This is a genomic window from Rhodococcus sp. NCIMB 12038, from assembly GCF_002165735.1.
Classification (GTDB): Bacteria; Actinomycetota; Actinomycetes; order Mycobacteriales; family Mycobacteriaceae; genus Rhodococcus_F.
In genome coordinates this window covers 33877-54350 of the sequence record NZ_NHML01000030.1, presented here as the reverse complement: position 1 = coordinate 54350, position 20474 = coordinate 33877, and the positions used below count along the sequence as shown (strand labels likewise).

Here is a 20474-nt window from a genome sequence, read left to right as displayed (position 1 = left end):
CCGACACCATCTCACGACCGGCGAGCAACTCCGTGTAAGAATCGGGCAGCATGGCCTGTACGAACCGGAATGAACCGATCCGGTAACTGCCCTGCATCGCGTCAGCGACCTAGGCGACACACTCGTCGAGGATCCGCTGCGCTTAGCCGACACAGATCGCGGCGGTATGAACACGGCCCTGTGCGAGCGAGGCCATTGCCGCGTGGGAAGCCGACCTCCTCTTCGCCGCCGACACGAGCGGCCGGCCCGAATGGGTTCATCGCCGCTGGTAACGCGCCTATTCACAGCGCAGATCCCCAAACCTTTACACGGAGCAGGACTCTGCCCTACTTGCAGCCGTGGATTGACGAGAGGCTCCGGAGTGTTGACAGTCCCGTGCTACATTCCTACACTTCAACTGTTCAACAGTTACGATATAGGAGACAATTGTGGTAGCGCGACCGGGCAACGACTCTCAGGCTGAGATCCTCCGCCGCCTCACCGATCTCGAAGCCAAAGCCGAGCTTGCGACGCTGATGAATCTGTACTGTCGCACGGCGGACACGAAGGATTGGGACGGCTGGGGACGTTGCTTCAGCGAGGACGCCATCTACGCCGGCCCATTCGGGGAGATCGAAGGCCGTGCGGAAATTCAGCAAGTCGGTAGATCCCGACATGAGAACAACCTGTTGCTGCAGCACTCCATTACGAACATGGAGTTCGACGTTCACGGAGATGACGCGACCGGGACTGCCTCCCTCCTCTTCTTCGGCACCAGGTCTTCAGACGACCTCGCGCAGCACGCCGACCGGGGAGGCCATTACACGTTGAAGTTCAGACGTGCTGAAGGACGGTGGCGGATCGTCCGCAACGAACTCGTAATCGTCTGGGAGAATGGAGAACAAGGATGACAAAGCCGATACGGCAGTCAATCGATGGACGTGACGCGAGCAATACCCTCCGCACTGTCTCTGCCGTGGATGCTCTGTATGCCGAGTTGAGGCACCAGCTGCTGCATGAGGACGGGTTCCCGGCAGGCAAGCCGGTCAAGGAGTCAGTCGTCGCCAACCAGTACGCGATCTCACGCAATACGGTACGTGCTGCCTTGCTACGACTCAGCACCGATGGCCTCCTCGTCCACCGAACCAACTTTGGTTGGGCGGTTCCCGAGTTCAGTCAAAGCAACTGGTTGACTGTGAGTGACTTTCGAACAGCGATCGAGTCGGAGGCTGCGCGTATCGCAGTCGAACGCAAGTACGGTCCCGCTCCGACCGTCTCCTTGTGCCTCGATGCATTGACCAGTGCAGGTGACGATTTGACCTGGGAACAGCGATTGACGCTCGACTTGGACTTCCATTCCGCCCTTGTCGAATCGTCCCACAGCCCGTATCTGATCGAGAACTATCGAAAGGTACGCGACCTCAATCAGCTGTTGCTTCGACAACAGCGGACGTGGGGGATGCAGTACGACCGCGACGTCTGGCTGATGTCCCACGTTGTACTCAAAGATGCACTTCAGCAGACCGATCCCGATGCCGCAGCCCGAGCAGTGCGCGACCACATCCACGGCGCCTTTCACTTGAGAGCGCGAACGCATTCGAGCGGCGCTGCCCCAACAACGACAGAGCAGGTATGACGCAATGACAAGTCGACACGAGCAACTCCGAACATTGTTCGCCAACGGGTTTACCACTGTGGGTGCGTACGATCCGTTCACAGCCAAGATCGCAGAGAATCACGGCTACCCGGCCACATATATCGGCAGTTTCTCCTTCGAACTCGCAGGGATCGCAGCTCCAGACATGGGCCTGATGACGCTCACAGAGTTGGCGACACTGGTCTCTCGAGTGTCCGCGGTCACGACAACGCCCATTCTTTGTGATGTAGATACGGGCTTCGGTGGCCTCAACAACATCTGGCGCACCGTTCAGGTTCTCGAGGCTGCCGGCGCGTCCGCGCTCCAGATCGAGGACCAAGCTTTCCCCAAGGTCTGTCCGATCCTTCCCGGCAAGTCACTCGTCTCCATCGAAGAGGCAGCGGAACGAATCAGTGTCGCGAGCAATGCGCGACGAGATCCGAATTTCATGGTGATCGCGCGGTCCGACGCCGACGTCGTTTCTGTCGACGAGCTCATTCGACGGTCCAATCGATACCTCGAGTCCGGAGCGGATGCCGTCCTGCCGATGATGCTTTCCTACGAGGGTCGGCCTCACACGGAAGCGGACCCCGCCGCACTTCGATCCGCTTACATCCGCCTCGTAAAGGAAATCGATGGGCCTGTTGTAGCCCTGGACACCGTGCCAGGGATGACCTCCGACGAGATGCTCGAATTGGGAATCTCTTTCGTGCTCTTTCCGACAGCCGCAATCGAGGCTGCTTTCACGGCGGTCGAGCAGCTCTTCGCATCGACCCAACAGACGGGTCGACAGGAAACCTACTTCGAACAGCTTGGGATCATCCAAGACAGGATGGCACTCATGGACGCAGTCGGTGTCAATGACTTCCTCTCACGAGCAGCCGGAAAATAGGTTCCGCCCTGCCCGCCCTACTTCTCTGTCAGGAACTCTCCATGTCGACCCACAACGGGCGTCAGCATCGCTCCGGGGTTCCTCTTGGCCGGCGCCGCGGTTCTTTCCATTCTGACCGCACTTTCGGTGAAGGAAACCGCCCCGACACCGCTCGAACGTCGTTCCAGTCGAATCCGGGTCGCGAGTCGGCAACCCGAACTTGATCCTCTAGCAAACACGTGAGGACATGAGCGGAAATCATTGGGAGAACTTCGATCAGAGGAATGCGACTCGAAAATGCGAATCTCTTGACGATAAGCGAAGAAATTCCGAATAAAACAAGGGAGTTATCACGGATGTTGGATCTTCAGGGACGAGTCGCCGTAGTCACCGGAGCCGGAGCCGGCATGGGACGCTCACACGCGCTCACCCTCGCCGCCCGAGGCGCCNGAGTCGTCGTCAACGACGTCTCCCGAGACCACGCCGAACACACCGTCACCGACATCACCGACGCCGGAGGCACCGCTGTCGCCGACCTCCACGACGTCGCCACAANCGCCCCCGCCGTCGCACAAACCGCACTCGACACCTACGGCCAACTCGACATCGTGGTCTGCAACGCCGGAATCATCCGAGTCGGACTCTTCGANGAACAACCCTCCGACGAATTCTGGAAAGTCTTCGACGTCTCCTTCCGCGGAACCGCCGAACTCGCCCGCGCCNCCTGGCCNCACCTGGTCAAGTCCGGCACCGGCCGCCTCGTCCTGGTCTCCTCCAGCGGAATCCTCGCAAACCCCGGCGCATCCGCNTACGGCGCAGCCAAGGGCGCGATCTGGGCACTCGGCAACACCCTCGCCATGGAAGGCGACCGCGTCGGCGTCCAGGTCACCACGATCATGCCGACAGCATGGACCCCCATGACCGAAGGCGCATACTCCGACCCCACGATCCTCTCCACCCTCCGCGACGGCATGGGCCCCGAACACGTCGCCGCATTCATCACCTACCTCGCACACCAAGANACCGACGTCCACGGCGACTTCTTCCAGGTCAGCGGCGGACGCGCAGGCCGACTCGTCCTCGCCGGACTCCCCCGGGTCGAAGCAGCGGAGAGCACCCCCGAAGGATGGGCCGCCCGCGCCGACCAACTCCGAGCCGACTCCGACACACTGACGCAGTACCGAGTCACCGGCGAACAATTCGCAGACGCGATGTCCGCGGCGAATCCTGCTGTGGCCGAGTATTTTCAGAAGGTCAACCCATCCGATCTTGGAGCATGAGTAGGCCGGTACTCGCCGAGGGACCAGATGTGGCACGCCCCCGAACCGAACGCGAAGACTATGCGCCGAAATAGGAAACTACTGCCTCGAAACAGACGCGCAGGCACACGCATACGACGGAATCACCTTGGTCGGCAGGACCAGACCCACTCCGATCTCGGTACTGAAGCCAGGGAAATCCTCATCTTCGCGGCAACCTGGGCTCCGTACGGAGGGCCGTCGTCCGACGAACTATTCGTCCAATTTGGGATGCCGACGTCGCGTTTTGTACAGTACCTTTGGTCTGTTCTCGACTTCAACAACATCGATCCGGAACTCACCCAGATCCTCGAGCGTGCGTATCCGCGCCCGAATCTGGCGGAGTCGACGAACCCCGGTTGGGACAGCCGGCAACGGGATCACCAAACACTCCGCCCCTGCCGATTCGGCCGAGAGTGGCCTGGCTGACAGTCGCCTGGTCACCCGACTCGGGACCGCCGCGCCGTCAGCTTGTTGCTTCCGTACGGGAAGAAGACTTCACATATCTCCCCGGACACAGCCGCTCGACCGTAAGACGTCCAGCGCTTTGCGTCCTCGTCGATCAGGCTGCCTCTGGACCCGCGTATTTGGCAGCAGGTCTTGGACGCCGGCGGCGCGAACCTGACCGGCGTGTCGTAGCCCAAGAAAGCGGCCATCGCGTGACTCTTCGAGGGACCGACGAAAGTCACTCGGGTGTTGGACCACGCGATGACCACTGCCCACGATATCGATCTGCACCAGTTCCGGACCGACCTGCTCTCCGACGCCGGCCTCGATCTGCTGCGTTGACGGGTGCCGAGGCCGACAACAGCCTGTGTGGTGCCGGTGTGGGCGAACGCTCGGATGCTCGCATCAACTCCCGAAACGGCTGCCGGCACCGCGACTTCGCTCCCCCAAGCGCTTCGGGCTGGGCGGTGCCCCACCCGCGCCGGCACTCTCGATGTCGCGCAGTGCTTAGGGGAGCGATATCACAGGTCAGCGTCATGGCGAAGGACCTCGACACCCAAGTTGAGGCGTTCCGCAGCCGCCCCTTGGGCGGTGGTCAACGCCGAGGGCAACCGCGAAATCTTGGGAATCGACGTGACCTCCGACGCCCACGCCGGGCTGGTCGCGGCGATCGGGGCGACGGTGCCCGGCTGCCTGGCAACGCTGCCGGACGCACTACTCGACCAACCTGGGGTGTACCACCCGCTCGCGGGGAGGATGAAGACGCTGCTGCACTCCGTCTACGACCCACCGGACTCCGGTTCCGGTCACGCCCAATATGATCGGGTGATCGACGCTCTGTCTGAGAAGCGACCGAAGGTCGCCGACCACCTCGACGCCGCACGGTCGGACCTGTTGGCGTTCACCGCGTTCCCGAAGCAGATCTGGAGCAACAATCCGCGGGAGCGCCTCGAGAGAGAAATCCGCAGGAGAACCGATGTGGTCGGGAGTTTCCCCGATCGCACCGCCGTGATCCGTCTAGTCGGTGCGGTCCTCGCCGAGCTACACGACGACTTCCTACACCACGCCCCAGGGCTTGACCTCGCACCAGCCCCACTTCTGCTTCGCCACTGACAATCAGGAACTCAGCAAACTCGTGCGGTAGCGCGGGGTTGGCGACTGCACACGGCGAGTACGCCACCACAGTGACGTACTCGCCGTTTTGCACTCTCGACCTTCTCGTCGACATGGTCGACGAAGCAGGGGTGTCAGCCCGTCCAAGTCAAAAGCATGCCTAGAAGGACGAGTCTGCCGACACCCACAGCCGCTGTCCGACGAACGGCGACCCCCAAGGATAGATTGCGGATGCAGCTATCTGTCCGGTCCATGTCTCCCCCATCGTCGTCTGGCTCTCGTTACGCTCCTCGTGTTGAGTCAGCCGCGTCTCCAACGAATCGAATTCGTAGAGCACCGCATGCCTGGGCCAGCCCGTGGCGCCGACGAGCTTCCGGGTGCGGAGCGATCCGGCGGTCTCCTCCATTACTCTCAAGCGCTGTTGGACGTACCAGTGATAGAGCTCGACATCTGCCTCCAGCGTCTGCATCGTATAGGCTCCGAATTGGATAGCCTCGCCGGGAATCTCGTCGGGCACTGGTCCGCTCGGGCCGTCGACTCGAAAGTCTTCGACGTAGATCTCGTGGCGGGCATCGGAGCCCGGCGCCGAAAAGGCAGCAGACTGCACGCTCTTCCATTCGAGAAAAGATGGCTGGAATAGCTTCTCACTGGACGAAAACCCGGTGAGCACCAAATAGTCCGACCCTCGGGGCAAGTCGGTCTCGGGGCGTGCCGCCGCCAAGCCCAACGCTCGCATCGCCGGCCCATCTCCAGCGCGCTGATACAGCGCACTCCATTCCGCCTCGTGGTCGTTGACCATCCGGTCGAGGTAATCAGGTCCCAAAGACTCGGGGCCAGCTTCCAGATTGAACCACGTCGCTAAGATCGATGACATAAGGAAATGCTCCTACTTAGAATTTCTATTTCTTTCCTGAGTATCGCGAGAAGGATTCTGGGTAGCGTTCCCCGAAAGCACCTTGCGAGATGCCGGAGTCCATGCTCTCGATTTCAGCTTCTGATAGATCGAGGTCCAATGCGCCGAGATTTTCCTCGAGGAAACTGACCTTTTCCATGCCTGGAATCGGCACGAGACTCGGTCCGCGGGCCAGCAGCCATGCGAGGGCGAGTTGTGCCGGGGTCGCACCACGAGCCTGGGCGGCGGCCCTGATTCTGTCGACAAGCTCGAGGTTTCGGTAGAAGTTCTCACCCTGAAAGCGTGGCAGTGAGCTGCGGAAGTCACCCTCGGCAAAATCTTCCGGTGACGTGATCGCGCCAGTCAGGAATCCGCGGCCGATGGGTGCGTAACACATCATTCCGATGCCCAACTCCTCGAGGGCTGGGAGAATGAATCCCTCGGGGGTTCGGGTAAACAGTGAATACTCGTTCTCTACTACCGTTACGGGGTGGATTGCGTGCGCTTTGCGCAACGAATCCAGATCGGGCTCGGACAATCCCAGGTGCCGCACCTTGCCTTCCTGCACGAGGTCTGCAAGCACCGCCCACACCTCTTCCACCGGCACATTCGGATCGAGCCGGTGTTGGAAGTAGATGTCGATGTACTCGGTTTCCAGGCGTCTGAGCGAGCCTTCCAGTGCCTTGCGGATCCCCTTCGGGTTCCCGTCGACAACCAACGATGTGTCACTCGGGTCAAATTTCAGACCAAATTTTGTCGCGATCACCGCCTGCTCGCGACGGCCCTTCAGGCCCCTTCCGAGTAGGCGCTCATTGGCATGATCCTGACCGTACGTTTCCGCTGTGTCGAGCAGCGTGATGCCTCGATCGAGAGCCGAGTGCAGCGTACGGATCGACTCAGCCTCGTCGACCGAACCATAGTTCTGCGTCGTCAGAGCCATGCAGCCGAGGCCGATCGCCGACACTTCCAGGCCCTGTCCGAGAGTACGAATCTTCACGGTTAGCTTTCCTTTCCCGTTAATGCGTTTTTCAGTCGTTCTTGTCGTAATCGTGAGGCAGCACGGTGCGACCCTCCCCAGTCGTCTCGACGCTCCAGATCGGCACCGACCAACAGGCCTAGATCTGTTGCGGATGACAACTACCGCCGTACCCGCTAGATCCTCATCGAGAACCGGTGGTGCCGGCGGGCTGATCACCTTGACCGGCGGAAACTGCAACAGCCGTCGGTAGCTGCTGTTCCCGGGAGATGAATACCGGGGCGGTCTCCGGCAGTTTGAAGACCGTTACGAGCGACAACCCTGCCGCGACAACGAGGACGAAAGCCGGCGCCGTCCCGGTATCGAGAGCCTCGATCAGATAGGTCGAGAGGAAGGGGGCGGTACCAGCGAACAACGCGATACTGATGTTGTATCCGATGTTGAAACCACTGAGTCGCCGTGACGTAGAGAAGAGTTCCGTCATTGCGGTCAGGGAAGTTGCCTGGTACGTGACGAATATCAGGCTGAGAACGACAGCGACTGCGAGAGTCGCAGCGGTTCCGACATCGGACGATTGGAGAACGACAAATGCCGGGATCGCGCCCACGAAGAGTGCGATCGCACTTACGAGCATCACGCGCCGTCGCCCGAAGCGATCGGACAGGCGGCCGAGATACGGCTGGCCGACAAACGCCGCCAAAAGTACACCACTTGTGATCCACTGTGCCTCTATCTGGGTATATCCACTCGTCGCGACGAGGTACACCGATAAATAGGTCATTATCGTGTACGTTCCGAAACCCATCAAAACCATGAGCCCGACGGTACGAAAGATTGCACTGCGGTCGTGCACGACAGATTCGCGAAGCGGCCTCTTCGACACTTGGCCACTGTCCTGCAACTCGGTGAACGCCGAGGTCTCGTCGAGGTTCCTCCGCATCACGAGACCCAGCACACCGGCTGGAAGACTCAACAGGAACAGAATTCGCCAACCCCAGTTGTCGAACGCGTCCGCCCCCAATCCGGATCGAAATCCGATAACAAGCAACGAGGCAATCAGGAGACCAATATACGACGAAGCCGGCACGTAACTGACATACCGCCCACGGCGGCGCGGATCCGTTGATTCACTGACATACGTTGTTGCCCCGCCCATTTCCCCGCCAGCAGATAGTCCTTGGAAGATCCGCAACAGCATTAACAGGATCGGCGCGACAACGCCTACCGACGCATGCGACGGCAATACGCCGATCGCAGCGCTGGACAAGCACATCAGCAGTATGACTGTGATCAACACCCTTTTTCGCCCAATTCGGTCACCCAACGAACCAAATAAAAGACCTCCGACTGGACGGAAGAAGAATGCAACCGCGAAGACCGCAAACGTTGCAAGCAGGGAGTTCGTTGCGTTACCCGAGGGAAAGAAGACAGCCGAGATCTGCGGTGCAACATAGGCATAGACCGCCCAGTCGTACCATTCAGTGGCGTTCCCGATGAGGATCGCGGCGAGCGATTTCCTCGACAGCCTCTTGGAATGTGGTATTTCCATCTCATGTATCCTTCAACTTGGTAATGGCCTCGGATCATGCGTTCAGTCCAGCGGAGGTTCTGATCGTCGGGAGATACGCCTAGATCCCAACTGCATGTACTTTCTCGAGGTGGCATCGACTGACGAGAAACTCCTCGAATGCGACGTACCACGCCATCCTCGCGATCGCGATCGAGATAGGTCGGCCCCACCGCCGGGCGTCGCCTCTGGACCCAGCAGAAAAGACCGCGAATGCACCGGCAGGTTCGAGCACGCCGTCAGCTGCCGACGTCCTGACAGATCCGAGCGGGTCGGATATCGAATCTGCGCTGCAGGTGATGCCTTTCATGTGTGGACGCTTGGGGTGCGATCTGTCGGACGGCCAAAAGCAACTCCGCGAGACTTGACTCACACTGCCAAACCGATTGACATAAATCCAATACAAAATCAGTACTGGATTCATACCCTGGAGATAACGAAAGTCTGGGCTACCCCCACGGCGGTCCACCGGCACCGCCATATGAAGTGGCGCTTCCTCCAGACGACGCTGTCGAGTACGCGCACACCCGAACTCCCCGGCCTGGTCACCGAACAATCGACCTGCCGCGACACAGCACCGTGTGTCGCCGGGGTTTCCAACGCAGTCCGTTTCGTCGCGGTCGGCGGTCCTGCCCGAGGTACAGCAATGCCGCCGAACACTGTTCGGCGGCATCGTTCTGCTCGTGTTGCGCACGTCCGTTCAATGACGTCGTTGCGCCGCTACTGGTCGACGATCTCCATCATGTGTGCGTGGAACGCGATTTCCCGGGTATGCGCATGAATTTGCGCGGCTCTGGTCAAGCCGGCCTGCACCTGACCGTCTGGCAAGTGGAAGGACTGCAGCAGAAGCTGGGTGCACGCGGTGACGGCGTGCAGGAATAGCGTGACCATGTTCCCTCGTCTCGGGGTTATGTACTTTTCGCAGCACCTCCGCGATCGGTGCTCAGGAGAGTCGCTCCACCACCATTGCCATCCCTTGTCCTCCCCCGACGCACATGGTCTCGAGGCCGAAAGTCTTGTCGCGGGCGGTCAGGTTGTTCAGCAGTGTCGCAGTGATCCGCACGCCGGTCATTCCGAACGGATGACCCAACGCGATGGCACCGCCCGCCACATTGAGCCTGTCCTCGTCGATCTTCAGGTCGCGTGCCGATGCGATCACCTGGACGGCGAATGCCTCGTTGATCTCGACGAGGTCGATGTCGTCGATGGTCAGGCCGGCTGTTGCCAGGGCGCGCCGCGAGGCTTCGACCGGTCCGAGGCCCATGATCTCCGGGGACAGGCCGGACACACCGGTGGAAACGATCCGGGCCAACGGCGTCAGTCCGAGTTCCCTGGCTTTCGTGTCGGACATGATGACAGCCGCGGCCGCACCGTCGTTCAATGGGCACGCGTTGCCGGCGGTGACGGTTCCATCGGGCCGGAAGACCGGCTTCAGCCCGCTGATCTTGTCGTAGGTCGTCCCGGGCCGAGGGCTGTCGTCGGCGTCGACGGTCGTCCCGTCAGGCAACGTCACCGGGGTGATCTCGCGCGCGAAATGACCTGTGGCGATGTGCTGCTCGGCGAGGTTCTGGCTCCGGACCGCCCAGCGGTCCTGTTCCTCGCGCGAGATTCCCGCGAGCTGGGCGACGTTCTCTGCAGTCTGCCCCATCGACATGTAGACGTCGGGCTGCAGGCCTTGGGCTCGCGGATCACTCCACGTTCGTCCACCTGCTGCGGGTTCGGTGGTGCGGCGTTCGGCATCCGCAAAGAAGGGGTTGTGCGTGTCCGGGAACGTATCCGGGCTCCCCTGCGCTGTGCGAGTTACCTGTTCGACTCCGGCAGAAATGAATACGTCGCCCTCGCCCGCTTTGATCGCGTGCAGGGCCATGCGGGTCGACTGTACCGACGAGGCGCAGTAACGGTTGACCGTCGTTCCGGGGATGCTGTCGTATCCCAACTGGACGGCAACGCTGCGAGCAATGTTGAAGCCCTGCTCACCGCCGGGCAGTCCACACCCCAGCACGAGGTCGTCGACATCGCGCGGGTCGAGTTCGGGGATCTGCGCCAACGCCGCGCCCACCATTTGAGCGGCGAGGTCGTCGCCGCGGATGCCGACGAGTGACCCCTTTCCGGCGCGTCCGATCGGCGAGCGGGCGATGGCGACGATGACTGCCTCGGGCACTACTTCTTCACCATTTCCGTCGTATCGAAGGCGGCGTTGAAGTCGGCGTTGAATCGCTTGATCGCGCCCTTCAGGCCGTCTTCCTTGATCCAGGACTGGAACTCGTGCACTTCGGGAGTCACGTGCAGCAGGGCGTCGGTCTCGGCTCCCATCCGCATGTAACTGAGCAGACCGGACGTCTCGGCGGCACGGTTCACCGCTTCCTTCTTGAGCTTGAGGAGTTCGAGCGGCGTGCGTGCAATGGAATGCGCTGTGCGACGCACGTGCTCGTCGAAATCCTCGGCCGGAACGGACTCCGCGGCCCATCCCCACTCGGCGGCTGTCTTGCCGCTGATGATGTGGCCGGCGTCGAAGCTCATCAGCTTGGCGCGCTTGGGTCCGACCAGATGCTCCCAAAGCGGCGAGATGTAGCCGCCGCCGAGCGGCAGGGCGGGCGACGCCATGATCTTCGTGTCGTCGGCGACGATCGTGATGTCGCAGAGGGACGCAAGCTGGGTTCCCCCCGCCGCGCAGACGCCGTGGACGGCCGCGATGACGGGCTGGGGCTGGCGCCAGATCTGGGTGAATCGTTCGACGTTCGACAGGAGACGGTCGCGGTCCTGGATGGCGGTGCGCTCGGCGGCGTAGCCGACCTCGGAGGAATCGGGCGCGATGTCGTAGCCCGAGCAGAAGGCGCGTCCGGCGCCGCGAAGCACGATTACCCGGGCATCGCTCTGCGCGAGTTCCTTCAACGTGGATTCGAGCATCTCGAGCAGCAGGTCGTCCATGGCGTTGAGGCGCTTGGGACGGTTGAGCGTCAGCCAGACGACGTGGCCGTCGTGTTCGACGAGAAGAGGAGCGTCGTTCATGTGAGTGATCCTTCGGAAGACGACTAAGCGACGAAAGCGAGTGGACGTATGGGCGAACCCGTGCCGCCCTTGATGCGGAGCGCCGACGCGACGAAGAAGAAATCGTCGATGCGGTCGGCGGCCAGCGCCTCGAGCGACAGGGACTCCATGATCGGAATGCCGGAATCGACGAGCATGTGCACGTGGACGTCCAGCGCGGGGGTGGTGAAGCTCGGCTTGTGCTCGAAGTTGACGGTGTCGCTGCCCACGGCCCGCACTCCGCGCTCGGACAGCCAACGTGCGCCCGAGATCGAGACGCCCGGCAGCCCGGTGCCGATCCCCAGGTACTTGTCGCTGTCCGCCCAGTACTTCATCCATCCGGTGCGGAAGACGACGATCGAACCCTGTTCCGGCTGTCGGCGGTCGGCGAACCAGGCATCGAGTTCTTCTGCGCCGAATCCGTCCGCCGGTGTCAGCTCGCGGCCGAAGAGACGTTCCCCGTCCACCAGGTGGCCCTGGCCGATCAATGGCGGAAGCTCTTCGACCGATCCGATGGAAACACCGTCATAGGATCGCTGTTCGCCGTCGACTTCCCGGCCGCCGAAGATGCATCCGTCCAACGAGATATGGCCGGGCGCGTCGACATGGGTGCCGACGTGCGCACCCATCGTGAGCATCTCCATCGCGGACGAGATGCCACCCGGGTAGGGATGCTCGCCGTGCTTCTTCACCAGCGCGTACGAAAACGGCGGATGCGCGGCGTGGTGGGTCATGCCGGTCTCGAGCAGAACGGCGAGGTCGTACGCACGGGTGCTGCCCTGGGGCCAATCGACCGTACCGTCCCACGTGCTGCCTCCCCAGTTCTGGGTGAGGGGTGTCGCCAGTGCGACATTGTCCTTCTGCGTCATCGGACGGCCTCCAGGATTTTCTCGATTGCTTCAGGTATTTCGCCGGCGGTTGCCGACTCGGCGATTGCGAACGACACCGGGCAGGAGCGGTACACCGATTCCAGGGCGGAAACCACCTCGGCCCGGTCTCTTTGTGCAAGAGCACGTATCGGTCCGCCGAGCCTGGCGGGGAAGGCAAAGCCTTCGGTGAGCGCCACGTCGATGTCGGAGGCGCGCTCGGCGATACCGGTCCCGACGAGGCCGGCTGCCGCGCACACCATCGACGCCAACACGCGGTCGCGGATCTCGTCGCCGGAAATGGTGCGCGTGGTGACACCCGCCTCGGCGCGCGCCTTCGCGATGATCGTGTCCACCCGGGGATCGACGACACCGCGCTTGGCGCCGTCGGGGTAGTCGTACCAACCGGCCCCGGTCTTCTTGCCCAACCTGCCTGCTTCGCAGAGTCGGTCTGCGATGTCGACGTATCGCTGTCGCGGGTCGCGAGTGCCGGCCAGGCGTTTGCGTCGCGCCCACGCGATATCGAGGCCCGACATGTCGGCCACCGCGAAGGGACCGATCGCGAAGCCCAATTCGACCAGTGCGGCGTCCACCTCGGCGGGTGATGCGCCGTCCTCGACGAGGAATTCGGCCTGCGTGCGATAGTCGGCATACACGCGATTGGCGACGAAGCCGTCGCCGATTCCAGCGGGTATCGGGGTCTTACCCAACCGCGTGACGAGCGCCGACAACACTGCGAGCGTCCGCTCGTCGGTTGTCGCCGTCCGAATGATTTCTACCAAGGGGTTACGGTCCGGCGGGTTGAAGAAGTGCAGGCCGGCGAAACGCTGCGGCACGGTGAGAACCGATGCCATCTCGTTCAGGTCGAGGTAGGACGTGTTACTGACGATCACAGCGGTGTCAGGCAGGTGTGGTTCGATCTCGCGCAACAGCGACTTCTTGACGTCCATGTCCTCGAACACCGCATCGACCACCACGTCGGCACTGCCGAGGTCCGAGATGGAATCGGTGGCCGAGATCCCGGTGCGATCCGCCACACGATCGAGCGCGGCGCGATTGCTGTCGAATACGATCACCTCGTACCCGCGAGCGGCGAATGCGCCGGCGAGTGCGGCGCCCATGGTTCCGGCACCCGCGACGCCGATCGTCGTGATCTGCGGTGCCGGAGTGCGGGACCGCACCGCTTTGGCGGCCCGGCCCTTCGCGAAGAACAGGTACCGCAGGTTCGCGGCCTCATCCGTGACTCGGAATTCGTCGAACAGTGCACGTTCTCGTCGCAGGGCCTCCCTACCGTCGAGAGACGCTCCGGCGCAGACCATGTCGACGGCGGCGAGCACGTTCGGTCGCGCACGACGGCTCACCGACGCACGCGCGTCCGCCACCGCGGTCTCGCTGGATTCCGGTGCCGGCCGGTCGACGAGGCGGTTCTTCACTCCGAGGGTGGCCGCACGCTCCACAGCCCGCGCGAGCAGTAGGTCGGCAGGAACGACCTCGTCGAGCAGTCCCAATGAGAGGGCCTCCTCGGCTTTGACGCGTCGCGCCGACGCGACCAGGTCGATGGCGGAGGGTACGCCCAGAAGCCGTGCCGTGCGGACCGTGCCACCCGCACCGGGCAGGATGCCGAGCGTGACCTCGGGAAAACCCACGACCGCCGTCGAATCGCCGATCCGGGCGTCGCAGCCCAGCGCGAGTTCCAGACCGCCGCCGAGCGCCAGACCGGTCAGCGCCGCGACCACGGGAATGTCGAGTTTCTCGATCCGGGCGATGACGTCCGGCAGTTGCGGAACCTGCATCGGACGATCGAACTCCGAGATGTCGGAGCCCGCGTAGAAGTGTGTGCCCGCCGAGGCGAGGACGACACCGGTCAGTCCGCGCTGTGTTGCCACGCTGTCGAGCGCATCGGCGAGCGCACTGCGCAACGCGGCGTTACCCATGTTGACGGGCGGGTTGTCGATGGTGAGCACGGCGACGCCGTTGGTCACCTCGGTTTCGACGATCACGATGCGCGCCCGTCGATCAGTTCGAGACCGGTGCGTTCGCGCAGCGACTCGAGGTCGCTTCCGTCGAATATCTCCAGCACACGCGCTCCGTCCGGGCCTGTCTCGAACAGTGCGATATCGGTGTAGACGCGCTCGACGCAGCCCGGCCCCGTGAGGGGGTAGGTGCAGTCACGCACAAGTTTGCACTCACCTGCGCGGGAGAACAGGTCCATGATGACGAACACCCGTCGCGCGCCGGCGGCGAGGTCCATCGCGCCGCCGACCCCGGGGATGACGGACGGATTGTCGGTGCGCCAGTTCGCGAGGTCACCCCGTGTCGACACCTGGTACGCACCCATCACGCAGACATCGAGATGTCCGCCGCGCATCATTCCGAAGGAGTCGGCGTGGTGGAAATACGAGGCACCAGCAGTTTCGGTGACATAGATCTTGCCGGCATTGATGAGATCCTGGTCCTCACTGCCCTCTTCGGCCGCGGGACCCATTCCCAGCATCCCGTTTTCGGTATGCAGGATGACCTCGCGGCCGTCGGGTATGAAGTCGGCTACGAGAGTGGGGATTCCGATGCCGAGGTTGACGTACGAACCGTCGGGGATGTCCTGCGCGACGCGGCACGCGATGTCCTTGCGAGACAGAACCATGTCAGTGTCCCTTCAGGGAGGAGTCGCAGATGATGCGGTCGACGAAAATTCCCGGGGTCACGATCGCTTCCGGGTCGAGGTCACCCACCGGAACCATTTCATCGACCTCGGCGACGGTCAGTGTCGCCGCAGTGGCCATGACCGGGCCGAAGTTGCGGCCCGTCTTGCGGTACACGAGATTGCCGAACCGGTCGGCGGCTCGCGCCTTCACCAGGGCGACGTCGGCGAACAGGGGTGTCTCGAAGACGTAGCCTTTGCCGTCGATTTCGCGAACCTCTTTGCCCTCGGCCAGTTCGGTGCCGTATCCGGTGCGGGTGAAGAATCCGCCGATGCCCGCACCTGCTGCCCGGATACGTTCTGCGATCGTGCCCTGGGGCACGAGTTCGAGCTCGATCTCACCCGCGTTGTACAGCTCGTCGAAAATGGTCGAGCCGATCGCTTTGGGGAACGAACAGACCACCTTGCGCACCCGCTTGGCGGCAAAGAGCTGGCCGATGGCCTCGCCCCCGGCGCCTGCGTTGTTGTTGATCACCGTCAGATCCGTGACGCCGGCGTCGAGTAGCGCCTCGATCAACGTCACCGGCTGCCCGGGCGGCCCGAAGCCGCTGATCATGACCGTGGATCCGTCCTCGATGCCGGCTATCGCCTCTTCGGGAGTTCCGACCTGCTTGTTCATCTCACAACTTTCACTTGGTGGCCGCGAATGCTGCGGCGTCGTCGTTCCTCTGACAGTCGATCCGTTCCCGTCAGGCCGCGTTGACGCCGCCGTCGACGAAGAACGCGGATCCCACACAGAAGGACGCCGCATCGGAGAGCAGCCAGAGAGCCATCTCCGCGATCTCTTCCGGGCGGCCGAGACGGCCGATAGGCTGCGCGGCTTCGGCTTTCGCTTTCACTTCCGGATCGGCGAACGCTGCCTCCGCGAGCGGGGTCAGAGTCGATCCCGGCAGCACCGCGTTGACCCGGATGTTGTCGCCTGCGTAGTCGAGCGCGACCTGGCGGGTGAGACCGAGGACGCCGTGCTTGCTCGCAACGTAAGCGGGAAGATTGGGATACGCGATGGCCGCGGCAGTGGAGGCGGTGTTGACGATAGCGCCTCCGCCGGCCGCGAGCATCGCTGGGATCTCGTACTTCATGCAGTGGAACACGCCGCTCAGGTTGATGTCGACCACTGACGCCCACTTGTCGTAGTCGAAGTCGGCGAGCTTCCCGATCGGACCGATGATCCCTGCGTTGTTGAACGCGCCGTCGAGCTTTCCGTAGGCGTCGACAGCGCTCTGGACCATTGCCTGCACCTCGTTCTCCGAGGTGATGTCGGCTCGCACGAACTGCGCCTGTCCACCAGCGTCGAGGATCGCCGCGACTGTCGCCGCACCCCCGTCGCCATCGATGTCCACCGCCGTGACGGAGGCTCCTCGACCGGCGGCCAGCAACGCGGCCTCACGCCCCATTCCGCTGCCCGCGCCCGTTACGAGCAGGCTCCTGCCCGAGAGGTCCATGCGGGCGTATGCGGGTGGAACAGCGTTCATGGCGATTGCCTTTCATCTGATGTCGGAATTACTTGTGCGGTAGGTCTTCAGACCGATTTGCACTGCAGAAACTCGTGCGGTGTCTCCGGGAGGATGTGACCCATGCGCTCGCGCTTGGTTTGTAGATAGTGAACGTTGTGGGACCCCCAGTGCACTGGTGAGTCGTCCGGGCGCCGGACGGCGATTCCGAAGCGCTCGAGGGCTTCCACTTTCTGCGGGTTGTTGGTGATCAGGTCTGCGGACTCGATGCGGAAGTAGCGCAGGATCCGGGCTGCGAAGTCGTAGTCGCGAGCATCCACCGGAAGCCCGAGTTCGATGTTCGCGTCGACGGTGTCGACGCCTTTCTCCTGCAGCGCGTACGCGGCGAGCTTGTTGGCAATACCTATTCCGCGTCCTTCGTGGCCACGCAGGTACACGAGCACTCCTTCGCCGGACGCCGCGATCGCCCGGAGTCCGTCCTGGAGCTGTGGGCCGCAGTCGCATCGGCGCGAGCCGAACGCGTCGCCCGTGAGACATTCGCTGTGCACGCGAACCGTCACCGCGGCGGTGGGCGGCGTCTCGAGTCCGATGGCGAGCGCGACGTGCTCGACACCCGCCGCGCGATCGCGAAACACGTGCGCCGTGAAGGTGCCGTAATCGGTGTCGATGCGCGCACTGGACACGGGCGCGACCGCCGCTTCGGGCGAGGGCTCGATCGGCGAGTCGCGGCGGCTGCGATATGCGACCAGGTCCGCCACGGTGATGAACGGCAGATTCCATCGTGCCGCGAATTCGGTCAGTGCCGTTCCGGACATCGGGACGCCGTCGTCGCCGACGAGTTCCGTGATCACGGCGGTCGGCTCGGACTCGCCGGCGAGCGTCATGAGGTCGACACTCGCTTCGGTGTGCCCGCCGCGAACCAGAACGCCGCCGTCCTGCGCGATGAGCGGGAACATGTGGCCGGGCCGGGTCAGGCCGGACGGCGCGGTGCCGGGGTCTGCGATCGCGCGGACCGTGGTGGCCCGGTCGGCCGCGGAGATGCCCGTTCCCGCGTCGACGGCGTCGACGGTGACCGTGAAGGCGGTCCCCATCCGGTCCTTGTTCGCCGCGACCATGAGCGGGAGTTCGAGTTGGCGGGCACGGCGTGCGGTCATCGGTGTGCACACGATGCCGCTGCCGTGGCGAAGGAAGAACGCCATCGCGTCGTCGGTCATCGCGGCGGCGCCCATCACCAGATCGCCTTCGTTCTCGCGGTCATGGTCATCCGCGACCACCACCATCCCGCCTCTCGCGAGTGTCGCAACAGCCGATTCGACCGAGTGTTCCGAATCCATGTCCTCCGCCTTTCTGCGAGGGTCGGCAGTCGCGCGTCGAGAACTAAACCACCAACCGGTCGTTTGAATTGTAGCGTGCATCACACCGCGAGACAACAGCTCGATCGGATCAGGCAGGCACTCGTTGCGATCGACGCACGGAAAGCACCGCGAGCGCACCCACGGCGCACACGCCCATGACGAACAGCGCAGGCGAGAGGGCGTTGCCGGTCCGTTCGACCAGCCACACGCACACCACGGGTGCGGTGCCCCCGGCGACCACCACGCCGATGTTCCAGCCCAGCGCGGTGCCCGTGTACCGGACCTCCGGGCCGAACAACTCCGGAATCATCGAATAGCCGGCCACCTGCAGAAACGACGAGTTGACCATGATCGCCATGAATGCGATGCCGGCGACGAGAAGGCTGCCCATGCCCATCAGTGCCATGGCACCGGCGGTGACCGCGAAGAACCCGGCCAGACCGATGAGCGCGAGACCCGACAATCCGATGCGGTCGCCGAGTCGTCCCGTCAGCAACATCAGGAACGCCGAGATCGCCACCACCACCGTGGTGATCCAGTAGACGCCGGTCTTGGGATAACCCAGCTCGGTGATCAGGTGGATGCTCAGGTACGTCAGACCGAAGTAGGCGGAACCGTTCACCGCGAGGCTGACCCCGGAGGATTGCAGCAGCGGCTTCCGCCAGCGCTTCAGCACGGCCGCCACCGGCGACGATGCCGGACGGACGTTCTCGCCTGCGGGCTGATGGACGAGCGATCGGCGCAACGCGAGGCAGATTCCTGCCAGCGGCAGCGCCACGAGGAACGGGATCCGCCAACCGCAGGACGCCATCTGTTCGTCGGTGGTCAGGAACGACACCAGGCCCGCCACCGCGGATGCCAGTGCGAAGCCGAGTGTGGCACCGAACGGGTTCATGGCGCCGTAGCGGCCGCGACGACCTTCGGGTGCGGCTTCGGACACCAGCGTTGCGGCGCCGGCGACTTCGCCCCCTACCGAGAAGCCTTGCAGCAGGCGCAGACACACGAGGGCTACCGATGCGGCGGGTCCGATGGCGAGTGCCGTCGGCAGCGTTCCGATCGCCGCGCTGGAGAGGCCCATGCAGAGCAGTGTCGTCATCAGGGCGGCACGTCTGCTGACGCGATCACCCACGTACCCGAACACGATTCCGCCCAGTGGGCGCGCGGCATATGCCGCCGCGAACACCGACAGTGTCAACAGAAGCGAGCTGACCTCGTTGTCTGACGGGAAGAACAATGGGGCGACGATGACGGCCATGTAGCCGTACATGCTGAAGTCGTACCCTTCGATCATCGTGCCGACGCCACCCGCGAAGGCGGCGCGCCGGCCGTTCACGACGCCGTCGAGTGCGGACGTCGCCGAAACTGTCTGATCCATGTCGGAGTCCTCGCGTGAAGGGAGCGTCCAGTGCCGGACGTCAGGAACGGTGGGATTCGGCGAGCCCGGCAACGAGGTCACGGAGTGTGAGCAGATGGCGCAGATAGAAGTGCAGCCCCATTTCCCAGGTGAACCCCATGCCGCCGTGTACCTGGATGGCACGCTCGGCCACGTCGACGGCCTGTTCGATCGCGTGCGCCGAGACCTCGAACGCTCGCGCCTGATCGGCAGCCGCCCACAGCGCAGAGGTGTCGGATTGTTCGGCGGCAATGTGTGCGTCGGCGAGAATGTGTTTGACCGCCTGGAACGACCCGATGGGCTTGCCGAACTGCTGGCGATCGCGGGTGTACTCGACGCTGATGGTGACGAGGGTGCGCGCGATGCCGGCGGCCTCCGCCGCCCAGAGCACAGCCAGCTCCCGTGCGGGAGCGTCGGTCGTCGTCGTGGTCCACGGGATCTCGGCGGCCCCGAGCGTCGGCGCGAAATTCACCACGGAAGACTCAGGGACCGGCACTACGGTTCCACCGTCGAACGAATCGAGAACACCGATGTCGGTACGCTGCCCGAACGGCACCGCACCCCAGCCGGCGGTCGTCTGCGGTGTCGGCACCGACAGCGTGACGGGTCCGTCGAACTCCCGAGCAGCGGCGCTGTGCCTGCGCGTCACGAGCGTAGGTACCAGCGGCAACGGCACACAGAATGCACCCCAGACCCGCACGACCTCGACGAGGTCGCGGAGCGAGAGTCCGTCCTCACCCGAGTCGTCGGCGATCTCCACCCAGCCGGCTCGGACCAGTGCGTCCCACGAGACAGGCGATTCCGTTTCGGCGAACGTGGCGATGTTGCGGCTTCCGACGTTCTTCTCCAGGATCTCGCGAAGCCCCTCGGCGGCAGCGGTTCCCATGTCGGTCGCTTCGGTCATG

19 protein-coding genes are annotated in these 20474 nt (G+C 63.3%); 5 read left to right on the top strand and 14 right to left on the bottom strand.

The annotated features are described in order from the left end of the window. The first annotated feature begins 428 nt into the window (after nt 1–428). The 5 genes from CA951_RS33375 to CA951_RS33345 all read left to right on the top strand — a co-directional run bounded on the left by CA951_RS33375 (nt 429) and on the right by CA951_RS33345 (nt 5344). A complete protein-coding gene (locus CA951_RS33375; protein WP_087560958.1) occupies nt 429–890 on the top strand; it encodes a nuclear transport factor 2 family protein in 462 nt (153 codons plus the stop codon). Continuing rightward, nucleotides 887–1615 carry a GntR family transcriptional regulator gene (locus tag CA951_RS33370; protein ID WP_087560957.1) on the top strand — a complete coding sequence of 243 codons (729 nt, stop codon included), beginning with the start codon at nt 887–889 and terminating at the stop codon, nt 1613–1615. Before CA951_RS33375 ends, CA951_RS33370 begins: the two co-directional genes overlap by 4 nt. Nucleotides 1616–1619: 4 nt before the next feature. Further along, entirely contained in the window at nt 1620–2507 is an 888-nt protein-coding gene (locus tag CA951_RS33365; protein ID WP_087560956.1) for an oxaloacetate decarboxylase, read from the top strand. Nucleotides 2508–2770: 263 nt separating this feature from the next. Beyond that, nucleotides 2771–3766: an SDR family NAD(P)-dependent oxidoreductase gene (locus CA951_RS33360; protein WP_087560955.1), complete on the top strand. Its 996-nt coding sequence runs from the start codon at nt 2771–2773 to the stop codon at nt 3764–3766. 1026 nt (nt 3767–4792) lie between these two features. Further along, on the top strand, nt 4793–5344 hold the full coding sequence (locus CA951_RS33345; protein ID WP_179220403.1) for a transposase: 552 nt from the start codon (nt 4793–4795) through the stop codon (nt 5342–5344). Between the two features lie 160 nt (nt 5345–5504). Here the strand turns inward: CA951_RS33345 and CA951_RS33340 are convergent, their stop codons facing one another. The 14 genes from CA951_RS33340 to CA951_RS33280 form a co-directional block, all read right to left on the bottom strand. Further along, nucleotides 5505–6218, bottom strand: coding sequence for a hypothetical protein (locus tag CA951_RS33340; RefSeq protein ID WP_087560952.1), 714 nt, complete (start codon nt 6216–6218; stop codon nt 5505–5507). 25 nt (nt 6219–6243) lie between these two features. After that, complete coding sequence (locus tag CA951_RS33335) at nt 6244–7233, bottom strand: aldo/keto reductase (RefSeq protein ID WP_087560951.1); 990 nt, start codon at nt 7231–7233, stop codon at nt 6244–6246. Between the two features lie 163 nt (nt 7234–7396). Beyond that, nucleotides 7397–8761, bottom strand: a complete 1365-nt coding sequence (locus CA951_RS33330; protein WP_087560950.1) for an MFS transporter — start codon at nt 8759–8761, stop codon at nt 7397–7399. Nucleotides 8762–9499: 738 nt separating this feature from the next. Continuing rightward, a complete protein-coding gene (locus CA951_RS43610) occupies nt 9500–9670 on the bottom strand; it encodes a hypothetical protein (protein WP_179220402.1) in 171 nt (56 codons plus the stop codon). 52 nt (nt 9671–9722) lie between these two features. Continuing rightward, nucleotides 9723–10940 carry an acetyl-CoA C-acetyltransferase gene (locus tag CA951_RS33325; protein ID WP_087560949.1) on the bottom strand — a complete coding sequence of 406 codons (1218 nt, stop codon included), beginning with the start codon at nt 10938–10940 and terminating at the stop codon, nt 9723–9725. Next, the gene (locus CA951_RS33320; RefSeq protein ID WP_087560948.1) at nt 10940–11788 is read right to left on the bottom strand and encodes an enoyl-CoA hydratase-related protein; all 849 of its coding nucleotides are present in this window, start codon (nt 11786–11788) and stop codon (nt 10940–10942) included. The genes CA951_RS33325 and CA951_RS33320 overlap by 1 nt, the downstream gene beginning before the upstream one ends. Before the next feature lie 23 nt (nt 11789–11811). After that, nucleotides 11812–12675, bottom strand: coding sequence for a cyclase family protein (locus tag CA951_RS33315; protein WP_087560947.1), 864 nt, complete (start codon nt 12673–12675; stop codon nt 11812–11814). Further along, nucleotides 12672–14672 (bottom strand): 3-hydroxyacyl-CoA dehydrogenase NAD-binding domain-containing protein, encoded by a 2001-nt coding sequence (locus tag CA951_RS33310; protein WP_087560946.1) that lies wholly within the window; start codon nt 14670–14672, stop codon nt 12672–12674. The genes CA951_RS33315 and CA951_RS33310 overlap by 4 nt, the downstream gene beginning before the upstream one ends. After that, nucleotides 14669–15313 (bottom strand): 3-oxoacid CoA-transferase subunit B, encoded by a 645-nt coding sequence (locus tag CA951_RS33305; RefSeq protein WP_087560945.1) that lies wholly within the window; start codon nt 15311–15313, stop codon nt 14669–14671. The genes CA951_RS33310 and CA951_RS33305 overlap by 4 nt, the downstream gene beginning before the upstream one ends. Nucleotide 15314: 1 nt before the next feature. Then, nucleotides 15315–15989: a 3-oxoacid CoA-transferase subunit A gene (locus tag CA951_RS33300; protein ID WP_087560944.1), complete on the bottom strand. Its 675-nt coding sequence runs from the start codon at nt 15987–15989 to the stop codon at nt 15315–15317. A 70-nt stretch (nt 15990–16059) separates the two neighbouring features. Continuing rightward, entirely contained in the window at nt 16060–16842 is a 783-nt protein-coding gene (locus tag CA951_RS33295; RefSeq protein WP_236581495.1) for an SDR family oxidoreductase, read from the bottom strand. Nucleotides 16843–16889: 47 nt separating this feature from the next. Beyond that, the gene (gene ribA, locus CA951_RS33290; protein ID WP_087560942.1) at nt 16890–18155 is read right to left on the bottom strand and encodes a GTP cyclohydrolase II; all 1266 of its coding nucleotides are present in this window, start codon (nt 18153–18155) and stop codon (nt 16890–16892) included. 109 nt (nt 18156–18264) lie between these two features. Next, nucleotides 18265–19551: an MFS transporter gene (locus CA951_RS33285; protein ID WP_087560941.1), complete on the bottom strand. Its 1287-nt coding sequence runs from the start codon at nt 19549–19551 to the stop codon at nt 18265–18267. A 40-nt stretch (nt 19552–19591) separates the two neighbouring features. Further along, nucleotides 19592–20473: an acyl-CoA dehydrogenase family protein gene (locus tag CA951_RS33280; protein WP_179220401.1), complete on the bottom strand. Its 882-nt coding sequence runs from the start codon at nt 20471–20473 to the stop codon at nt 19592–19594. Nucleotide 20474 lies beyond the last annotated feature (1 nt).